This is a genomic window from Kluyvera ascorbata ATCC 33433 (assembly GCF_000735365.1).
GTDB classification, from domain to species: domain Bacteria; phylum Pseudomonadota; class Gammaproteobacteria; order Enterobacterales; family Enterobacteriaceae; genus Kluyvera; species Kluyvera ascorbata.
Window position 1 is genome coordinate 1 of sequence record NZ_JMPL01000143.1, and the last position, 10,122, is coordinate 10,122.

At 50.4% G+C, this 10,122-nt stretch carries 8 protein-coding genes; 6 read left to right on the top strand and 2 right to left on the bottom strand.

The annotated features are described in order from the left end of the window. Positions 1–54 precede the first annotated feature (54 nt). The 6 genes from GKAS_RS20955 to GKAS_RS20980 all read left to right on the top strand — a co-directional run bounded on the left by GKAS_RS20955 (position 55) and on the right by GKAS_RS20980 (position 8,008). The gene (locus tag GKAS_RS20955; RefSeq protein WP_051910825.1) at positions 55–1,431 is read left to right on the top strand and encodes an MFS transporter; all 1,377 of its coding nucleotides are present in this window, start codon (positions 55–57) and stop codon (positions 1,429–1,431) included. Positions 1,432–1,516: 85 nt separating this feature from the next. After that, on the top strand, positions 1,517–2,923 hold the full coding sequence (gene uxaC, locus GKAS_RS20960; protein WP_035897114.1) for a glucuronate isomerase: 1,407 nt from the start codon (positions 1,517–1,519) through the stop codon (positions 2,921–2,923). Positions 2,924–2,949: 26 nt separating this feature from the next. Next, positions 2,950–4,491, top strand: coding sequence for an MFS transporter (locus GKAS_RS20965; protein ID WP_035897116.1), 1,542 nt, complete (start codon positions 2,950–2,952; stop codon positions 4,489–4,491). A 169-nt stretch (positions 4,492–4,660) separates the two neighbouring features. Next, entirely contained in the window at positions 4,661–6,118 is a 1,458-nt protein-coding gene (locus GKAS_RS20970; protein WP_035897117.1) for a mannitol dehydrogenase family protein, read from the top strand. A 215-nt stretch (positions 6,119–6,333) separates the two neighbouring features. Continuing rightward, on the top strand, positions 6,334–7,353 hold the full coding sequence (gene yiaK / locus GKAS_RS20975) for a 3-dehydro-L-gulonate 2-dehydrogenase (RefSeq protein ID WP_035897119.1): 1,020 nt from the start codon (positions 6,334–6,336) through the stop codon (positions 7,351–7,353). 226 nt (positions 7,354–7,579) lie between these two features. Continuing rightward, positions 7,580–8,008, top strand: a complete 429-nt coding sequence (locus tag GKAS_RS20980) for a universal stress protein (RefSeq protein ID WP_035897121.1) — start codon at positions 7,580–7,582, stop codon at positions 8,006–8,008. A gap of 34 nt (positions 8,009–8,042) precedes the next feature. On the opposite strand, the gene GKAS_RS20985 is transcribed toward GKAS_RS20980, so the two are convergent. Both GKAS_RS20985 and ydfG read right to left on the bottom strand, forming a co-directional pair. Next, positions 8,043–8,729 (bottom strand): GntR family transcriptional regulator, encoded by a 687-nt coding sequence (locus GKAS_RS20985; RefSeq protein ID WP_035897123.1) that lies wholly within the window; start codon positions 8,727–8,729, stop codon positions 8,043–8,045. A gap of 92 nt (positions 8,730–8,821) precedes the next feature. Beyond that, positions 8,822–9,571 carry a bifunctional NADP-dependent 3-hydroxy acid dehydrogenase/3-hydroxypropionate dehydrogenase YdfG gene (gene ydfG / locus GKAS_RS20990; protein ID WP_035897125.1) on the bottom strand — a complete coding sequence of 250 codons (750 nt, stop codon included), beginning with the start codon at positions 9,569–9,571 and terminating at the stop codon, positions 8,822–8,824. Between the last annotated feature and the right edge of the window lie 551 nt (positions 9,572–10,122).

The following is a 10,122-nucleotide window of genomic DNA, read 5'->3' on the forward strand; positions in this document are numbered from 1 at the left end:
ATAAAATTAAATAATGCGATTGAGCTGTTCGCATCTTACCTGGATATGACTGCAATGACGCAATTAACACATGAAAGAACGACATCTGATTTAGTGAGAGCCGCTGTTTCTGGTTGGCTTGGAACTGCATTGGAGTTTATGGATTTTCAACTCTATTCCTTAGGTGCGGCATTAGTTTTTCATGAGATATTTTTCCCAGAACAGTCTGCGGCAATGGCATTAATTCTGGCGATGGGGACCTACGGTGCGGGATATATTGCGCGCATTATTGGCGCCGTTATTTTCGGCAAGATGGGAGACCGCGTAGGACGTAAAAAGGTGTTATTTATTACCATCACCATGATGGGAATATGTACTACCTTGATTGGCGTATTACCCACCTATGCACAGATTGGCATTTTTGCTCCTGTACTGCTGGTGACATTACGCGTCATTCAGGGACTGGGTGCCGGTGCTGAAATTTCAGGTGCGGGGACGATGCTGGCGGAATATGCCCCCAAAGGCAAACGTGGGTTAATTTCGTCATTAGTCGCGATGGGTACAAACTGCGGAACGCTGAGCGCGACCGCTATCTGGGCCGTGATGTTCTTCTTGCTCGATCGTGAGGCGCTGGTGGCATGGGGCTGGCGCGTGCCTTTCCTGGCAAGCGTTGTGGTGATGCTCTTTGCTATCTGGCTGCGTCTGAATCTGAAAGAGAGCCCGGTATTTGAGAAAGTCAGCGAAGGGGACGCTTTGGTTAGCCACTCTCCGGCGAGTGATAACACCATTGGCGCTATGCTTCGCAGTAAATCTTTCTGGCTGGCCACTGGGCTTCGATTTGGTCAGGCGGGGAACTCAGGGTTAATTCAGACCTTTCTTGCGGGATATCTTGTACAGACACTGCTGTTTGATAAAAAAATCCCAACAGATGCGCTAATGATTAGCTCTATTATCGGCTTCCTGACCATTCCACTGCTCGGTTGGTTGTCGGATAAATATGGTCGCCGGCTGCCTTACGTCTTACTGAGCATTTCAGCCATTATTCTTGCGTACCCGATGCTGGCTATTATCGTGGATAAAACCTACAGCGCTAGCGTGATTATGCTGTCAATTATCATTATCCATAACTTCGCGGTGCTGGGGCTGTTTGCGTTGGAAAATATTACGATGGCAGAAATGTTTGGCTCTCGTAATCGTTTTACTCGCATGGCTATCTCGAAAGAGGCGGGTGGTCTGGTGGCCGTTGGTTTTGGACCGGTACTTGCAGGTATTTTCTGCAACATGACGGGGTCCTGGTATCCGATTGTCATCATGCTGGTTTGCTATTCGCTGATTGGCCTTATTTCTGCATTGATGATGCCGGAAGTTTGCGACCGCGACCTTAGCCTTGCCGTAGATGCTGCCGATATGCAGTCTGCAGAAGAGAAAAAAACCAACCAACAATATGCTTAAAACCCTGCCCATCGCTTTAGGGTGATGGGCTGTTAATTATAAAAATGACATCCTCAACCCATACACATTAGGTTAATAAAATATTATGAGCTTTATTAACGATCGATTCATGATCGAGAGTGACGTTGGTGCTCGGTTATATAAAGATGTAGCCGCTCAATTGCCGATTATCGACTATCACTGTCACCTTGATGCAAAAGAGATCTACGAAAACAAGAACTTCGATAATATCACCCAGCTATGGCTGGCCGGAGACCATTATAAATGGCGCGCAATGCGTGCTAACGGTATTTCAGAGCATTATATTACCGGGCCGGCAACGGCGGAGGAGAAATTTAAAGCCTGGGCGGAAACCGTAGAAGCTGCTTTCGGTAATCCGCTGTATCACTGGACCCATCTGGAGCTGAATAAATATTTCGGCTGCAATGACATGTTGAGCAGTGAAAACTGGCAGCAGGTAATGCAGCATTGTAATCAACAAATTACAACCGATGACTTTAAACCGCGCCGCCTGATTGAACGTTCGAACGTGGCCGTGATTTGCACCACCGACGCACCGTTGGACTCGCTGGAATATCATCGTCTGCTTAAGCAGGATGCTGCCTTCAAAACACAGGTGCTGCCAACGTTCCGCCCGGATGACCTTTTTATCGAAGACGCGCAGGCATTTTCTCAGTTTGCCGACAAACTCGCGCAGATAACGGAAACGGAAATCCTCGTTTTTGGCGACTTCTCGGCGGCATTGGCTAAGAGAATCGACCATTTCCACGAAACAGGATGCCGTATCTCGGATCATGGCCCGGTCACCATCGATTATCAGCCAGCCGATGCCGCCTGCATCGACGCCTTGTTCAGCAAGAAGCGTCACGGCGAATCGCTGAGCCTTCATGAGACCGCGCAGCTCAATAGCGCTCTGTTTGTCATGCTGGCCCGCGAATACAAAAAGCGCGGCTGGGCGATGCAAATTCACTTTGGCGCCATCCGCAGTAATAACACTCAGATGTTGCGCAAGCTGGGGAGCAATACTGGTTTTGACTCCATTGCCGATCAAACCCATCTGGCCACGGGGTTGAACCGCCTGCTGGACGCCATGGCGCAGAATAACGGTCTGCCAAAGACCATTCTTTATAACCTGAATGCCAGCTACAACGACGTGGTCGCGACCACTATTGCCAACTTCCAGTCGGGTGAAGACGGCGTGAAATCGCCAATGCAACTCGGTTCTGGCTGGTGGTTTAACGATACCCGTCGTGGCATGGAAAATCAGCTCAATAGCCTGGCTGACCAGGGATTATTAATGCACTTTGTCGGCATGCTGACGGATTCCCGTAGCCTGGTGTCCTACACCCGCCATGATTATTTCCGCCGTATTCTTTGCAACTTAATTGGTGGTTGGGTTGACCGCGGCGAGGTTCCTGATAATGAGAGGATCTTAACGCGGATGATTAAAAATATTTGTCACGATAACGCCGTTAATTATTTCCGATTCTAACGTCCTTCCTTACATGAGGGTAGAACATGTCTCGTACTAATAGAAAAATAACAATCCCTGTCAGTATCGGCTATGGCTTAACAGATATTATGGGCGGCGGTGCGTTTACCGTTATCGGCGCCTGGCTTTTATTCTTTTACACGACATTTGTAGGTTTATCGCCGGTTGAAGCGGCCTCCATTGTCGCGATTGCCCGTATTGTCGATGCGGTCGTCAGTCTGTTTATGGGGAGCTTCACTGACCACTTTTATAAAAACCCGCTCGGTAAGCGTTTTGGTCGTCGGCGTTTCTTCTTGTTGATCGGCGCGCCGTTGATGCTGGTTTATATTCTGCTATGGGTTACCGGAATGAGCTTCTGGTTCTACCTGGCGGTATACCTGGCCTTTGAAATCATTGCGGCCGTTGTGTTGATCCCGTGGGAGACGCTGCCGTCTGAAATGACCAAGGATTTTAACTCACGTACCAAGCTCTCTACCTGCCGTATGTTCCTGTCGGCATCCGGGACCTTCCTCGCCACCTTTATTCCGGGTTTATTAATCAGCCATTTTGGCGAACACGATCCGCATGCCTACTTTATTAACGGTGTGGTCTTCGCGGTGTTGTTCATGTTCTGCGTGTTTATTTCCTGGAAAGTGACCTGGGAGCGCGAGTTAACGCCAGAGATGCTGGCCGAGTTGGAACGCGATCGCCAACCGCGCTCATTCATCGAGAAAATCGCCGCCGTTGGCAACCTGTTTAAAGAGTATTTTTCCACGCTGAAGGTTCGTGCGTTCAGGAAACATCTGGCTATCTATCTGTTCTCGTTTACGGCGAAAGATGTCTATAACACGGTATTTGTCTTCTTCTGCGTGTACTGCCTGAACGTGTCGCCATCGCTGTCCGGGACGCTGTTGTCGATGAGTATTGTCGGCCTGCCGGTAACGCTGTTGGCCGGGGTGGCCATCATTAAATTTGGTCCATCGCGTCTGTACGTTTTCGCTTATACCCTGATGATGCTGTGCCTGGTCGGGCTGTTTATGGTTTACCAGTTCCCGACCGAAAATAAAATCACCATTCTGGTCGTGCTGGCGGCATTGTATCAGGTCGGCCGCTGCGTTCTGGAGTTCACGCCGTGGAACGTATTCCCGTTCATCCCGGATATTGATGAGATGATCACGCGCCAGCGTCGCGAAGGCCTGTTTGCCGCGGTAATGACGTTTTCTCGTAAAACCACGGTAGCGATCGCAACCTTTATCGTGGGTGTGATGCTGCAAGAAGGGGGCTTTGTGAAGGGAAGCCAGGTACAGCCAGAAAGCGCGGTGAATACGATTGCGATGCTGCTGTTCATTGGGACGGCGGGTCTGCTGCTGATTGCGTTGTGGCAGGCTGCGACTTTCCGGCTCAATAAACGCACGCACAAAATCTTTGTTGATGAGGTTGAGCGTCTGAAAGCGAAAGGTTCGAAACACGATGTGACCCCAGAAACGCGCCGCATTGTAGAAGACCTTACCGGGTATTCTTATGACGATTTGTGGAACGAACCGCAGCAAGCGGGCAGCAAGCTGAGCCGCCCTGCGCAGGTAAACTAACGTCCTGCCGTGACAGCATGGGTAAGAAGCGATGACTTTGCCTATGCTGTCACACAACTTAAAAATCATGTCATACCAATCGCCAATATATTAACGCAAATCAAAATCTCCTCAGATGAACTCGTTAATCTAGTATGGCAATCAACATTCTCTACAGCGAGTCAAAAAGATGCAGAATAAGCTATTAACCGCTAAGGCAACTCTCCCAACTTACGATCGCAGCAAACTGGTGCCGCGCATTGTACACCTCGGTTTTGGCGCATTTCACCGTGCCCATCAGGCTGTCTATGCCGATATTCTGGCCGCAAAACACGGCAGCGATTGGGGTTATACCGAAGTTAACCTGATCGGCGGTGAGCAGCAGATTGCCGACCTGAATCATCAGGACAATTTATACACCGTGGCAGAAATGTCCGCGGATGCATGGACTGCCCGCGTGGTGGGCGTCGTCAAAGAAGCGCTGCACGCCCAGGTCGATGGTCTGGAAACCGTGCTGGCAAAAATGTGTGAACCGCAGGTCGCGATTGTCTCCCTGACCATCACCGAAAAAGGCTATTGCCATTCTCCGGCTACCGGCCAACTGATGCTCGATCACCCATTTATTGAGGCTGACCTGCAAAACCCGCATCAGCCGAAATCCGCTCCTGGCGTGATTGTTGAAGCGCTGGCGCGTCGTAAAGCTGCTGGCTTGCCGGCGTTCAGCGTGATGTCCTGTGACAATATGCCAGAGAACGGTCACGTGATGCGTAACGTTGTCTGCGCCTATGCGCGCGCTGTCGATGCGGGTCTGGCCGACTGGATTGAGTCACACGTAACGTTCCCATCGACCATGGTTGACCGTATCGTGCCTGCCGTTACCCCAGAAACGCTGGACAAAATTGAACAGCTGACCGGCGTTCGCGATCCGGCAGGCGTGGCATGTGAACCATTCCGTCAGTGGGTTATCGAAGATAACTTCGTGGCTGGTCGTCCGGCGTGGGAAAAGGCAGGTGCAGAGCTGGTCAGCGATGTGATTCCGTTCGAAGAGATGAAGCTACGCATGCTGAACGGCAGCCACTCCTTCCTGGCATATCTGGGCTATCTGGCGGGCTACCAGCATATCAACGACTGCATGGGTGACGAAAATTACCGTCGCGCGGCGCATGACCTGATGCTGAAAGAGCAGGCGCCAACGCTGAAAGTGCAGAACGTCGATCTGGCGCGCTATGCCGACCTGCTTATCGAGCGCTATACCAACCCGGCACTGCGCCACCGTACCTGGCAAATTGCGATGGACGGTAGCCAGAAACTGCCTCAGCGTATGCTGGATTCTGTGCGTTGGCATCTGGCGGATAACAGCAACTTCGCGCTGTTGGCGCTGGGCGTGGCTGGCTGGATGCGCTACGTCGGCGGCGTCGATGAGCAAGGTAATGCTATCGAAGTGTGCGATCCACTGCTGCCTGTGATTCAGGCGGCGGTACAGCAGAGCGAAGAAGGTGAATCTCGCGTGAAAGCGCTGCTGGCAATCGAAGCTATCTTCGGCAAAGACCTGCCGCAGGAAGGGAAGTTTGTGGACCTGGTGACGAGCGCCTATCTGTCGCTGCTGAACAAGGGTGCAAAAGCGACCGTCGCTGCTGCCGCTCAGTAAACGCTTTTCGTGCCGCCGTTCTGGCGGCACGCTTTCCTTCTATTCTTCTGGCATTGCCTCTCATCGTTATTTCCCCTGCGGATTATGTGTCATCGTTTTTTACCGTCATTAGCGGTCATTTTGTGACCGCGATAGTTTTTTTTATTCATTCATACTTGTATGGTAGTGACTGTAGTGATTTTATCCTGATGACTTATTGGACTGGAGATTAAACCATGACAAAAATTTCATTTAGTGAAATGAAGCGTACGGTTAAACAAGCATTTCTCAATGCTGGGCTAAGTGAGAAGCAGGCAGATATTTGTGCCCAGATTCATACTGAAACCAGCTGTGATGGAATTTTCTCTCATGGGCTTAATCGCGTAGCGCGGTTTGTTGATTACGTTAATAAAGGCTGGGTCGATATTCAGGCGGAGCCTGAGTTAATTAAATCGCTGGCTTCCATGGAAATATATGATGGCTGTCGAGGTATTGGCATTACCAACGCGTTATTTGCCACTGAACGGGCTATGGCGTTAGCGAAAGAATATGGCGTAGGCATTGTCGGCATGCGCAATACCACCCACTGGATGCGGGGAGGTACGTACGGCTGGAAAGCTGCCCAGCAAGGATATGCGGCAATGTGCTGGACGAATACGGAATCCTGTATGCCTGCCTGGGGAGCAAAAAATACTCGTCTGGGAAATAATCCCTTTGTCATGGCGGTGCCTACCGAGGAGGGAGCGCTGGTCCTGGATATGGCCATGTCGCAATATGCCTACGGCAAACTTCAAGTCACGCGGCTGAAAGGTGAAAAGCTGCCATTCCCCGGTGGTTACGATAAAGAGGGGAATTTGACGGATGAGCCGGGGCCAATCGAAGAGTCGATGCGTATTCTGCCGACGGGCTACTGGAAAGGTTCGGGTATGGCGATTCTGCTTGATGCGATGGCGGCATTTCTGACGGCCGGCTCCCCAACCAACGAGATTGACAAGGTTCAGCAGGGCAGCTGCACCGGGGCAAGTCAGGTCTATATGGTCTTTGACCCGACACATTTCGGTGGTGCGGAATGGAGTGAAACGATGGCCAAAAGCGTGGCTGATTACGTGAAAACCTCAACACCGGCGGAAGGTTGTCACGAAGTGTTCTATCCTGGGGAAATGGAAATGCGTAACCGCGCCAACTTTATGCGTTCCGGTATTCCCGTTGATGATGGCGTATGGGCAGAGGTTCAGCAGCTAGCTGAGCGTAATTAGCGGGAAACGGCTGTGAGCGGTAGGCCGGATGGCGCTTCGCTTATCCAGCCTACAAAAAATAGCAGGATGACGCTTCTTTATGTTCCTTTAAATAATTTGAAATAATGGACGGTTATTTTCACATCGAAACTATCATTTTGGTGAATTAATGCTATCGACATAGTCATAAATATGTCATGGTTATAGCGAAAGAATAATGGAACCTCTGGAATAAGGAGCTCGGGCTATGTACAAAAAAATTCTTATGCCTGTAGATATTTTTGAAATGGATTTAAGCGATAAAGCGATTCGTCATGCCGTTTATCTGGCGGGCGAAGCGGGTGAGATTACGTTATTAAATGTATTGCCCAACAGCAATCGTTCTATTTTACGCGGCTTCGCAGCGGATATTAAAAAGTTTGAAGAGTTTATGCAGGCGGAATCCGTCAAAAAGATGAAAAACCTGCAGCGTCTCTTTGATATGCCCGCAGAGCGTCTGCACACCGACGTGCGCTTTGGCAATATCCGTGATGAAGTGATTGCGTTAAGCAAAACCGGTGAGTACGACGCTATCGTCATTGGTTCTCGTCAGCGCGGTATTTCGACGCATCTGCTCGGCTCGAACGCCGAATCTATTCTGCGCTACGCGAATATCCCAACCATGGTGATTCGATAAAAATAAGGCCTTCATTATTGAAGGCCTTGTTCCATTAATCTTCACTAAACCAATCGCTGTTTTCCTGGCGAATCAACAATACGGATTCCCCAATCTCCTGAAGATGCTGAGTCATCGCTTTATCCACTCTTGCGACATCACGTTTTTCCAGCGCATCAAAGATTTCATGATGCTGCTTTAATAGCATTTCCGGAGAGGATACATGGTCGAGGCTCATATAACGCACGCGGTCGATGGCGGCTTTAATATTTTCGATGGTGTCCCAGGCTAGCTGACAATCGGCAATATTTGACAGCAACTGGTGAAATTCGTCGTCGAGAAGGAAGAAATCATTTAATTGCTGACGGTCGATGGCAATGCGCTGTTGATGCAGATTCTGCTCAAGCTGGTAGCTTTGCGCATCGGTAATCATGGTGGCGGCCCGGCGCGCGACGGCACACTCGATGGCCTGGCGAACAAAACAACCGTTACGAACCTGAGACAGTGAAATCTTGTTCACATAGCTGCCGCGCTGCGGGCGAATCTGAATCAGACCGTTTTCAGCGAGTTTAATAAACGCTTCGCGTACCGGCTGGCGGGAAACGTCAAACCGCAACGAGACCTCTTTTTCTGAAAGTGGGGTGCCTGGCGGAATAAGGCAGTGCACGATATCGCGACGCAGAATGCGATAAATTTGTTGGTTAACAGGTTGTGTTGGGTTCAGTTGGGTTTCGGCGGCCATTGAGTCGTTCTTATCAGCTGATTAAGCTGTTATTTTACGCTTTTTTTGCCGCCGAGCCCATACCCGACCGGTGGTCGGGTTGCGTTAAAATGCTAACTTTGGCGATGAACGCTCAGGCCTGCGTAAGTCTGGCTGACCGGCATCATCTCAACGGTGTTGATGTTGACGTGTTTTGGCAGCGTCGCTACCCACCATACCGCTTCCGTCACGTCTTCTGGCGTCAGCGCGTTGGCATTTTCGTAGGTTTTACCGGCTTTGCTGTCATCGCCTTTAAAGCGGACGTTGGAGAATTCGGTTCCCCCGACAAGGCCCGGCTCAATATCGGTCACGCGAACGGCTGTACCGTGCAGATCGGTTCGCAGGTTCAGGCTGAACTGACGCACAAAGGCTTTCGTGGCGCCATAAACGTTACCGCCCGCATATGGCCAGCTACCCGCGGTGGAACCAATATTAATCACGTGCCCACGATTGCGCTCGACCATACCTGGCAGCACGGCACGCGTCATATACACCAGACCTTTGTTGTTGGTGTCGATCATGTCTTCCCAGTCTTCAACGCTTGCGCGGTGCGCCGGCTCCAGACCCAGCGCCAGCCCGGCGTTGTTGACCAGAATATCGATATCGCGCCATTCTGCAGGCAGGTTAGCAATGGTTTCTTCAATGGCCGCGCGGTTACGCACGTCCAACTGCACGGTCAGGACGCTATCGCCTAATTCATCTTTGAGCGCTTTTAAACGTTCATTGCGGCGACCTGTGGCAATCACTTTGTGTCCGTTGGCAATAAAACGGCGCGTAATGCTTTCGCCAAAACCCGCCGTTGCTCCGGTTACCAGTACGATCATCTCTCTGTTCCTTCAACGCGTTAGTGTGCTATCTACGATAGCAGAACACGCAGTTTTCAATCATCTGTTTTGTAATGAGATTTTTTCTTTCAGCAAAACCCCAGCAAAATCTGCCACTTTGCCAGCCTGGTCTTCGGCATGAGACGATTAAGCCGCTATATCCTATACTCTCTATAGCGACGTTCGCCGGAGGTTCAACATGTACACTCCAATTGTTGCAATCATGTTCGTCTTACTGGTTACACAGGCGCTTGTTGAGATTGGCGTGCTGAAACCCTGAACGACGACTGCGTCTGCTGAGCCCATGGTTTCACGGGAAACGGCCGATGCCCATAGAAGGTAAACGGCCTTCAATCAACACCATTCCTGCGGATAGCGTTCTGCCAGCCTGCCTATTTCTTGAGTTTCCTCAATACGCTATTGTCACTATAGGGAAAAACAGTCGTTTTTTTCGGGTAAAACCATTGCGGTCTATCAGGGGCTTGTTACTCTGAAGCCTGTTATTTTCAGGAGCACAAGATGTCGGCCATGAATCCATTTTTGCCAGTAGT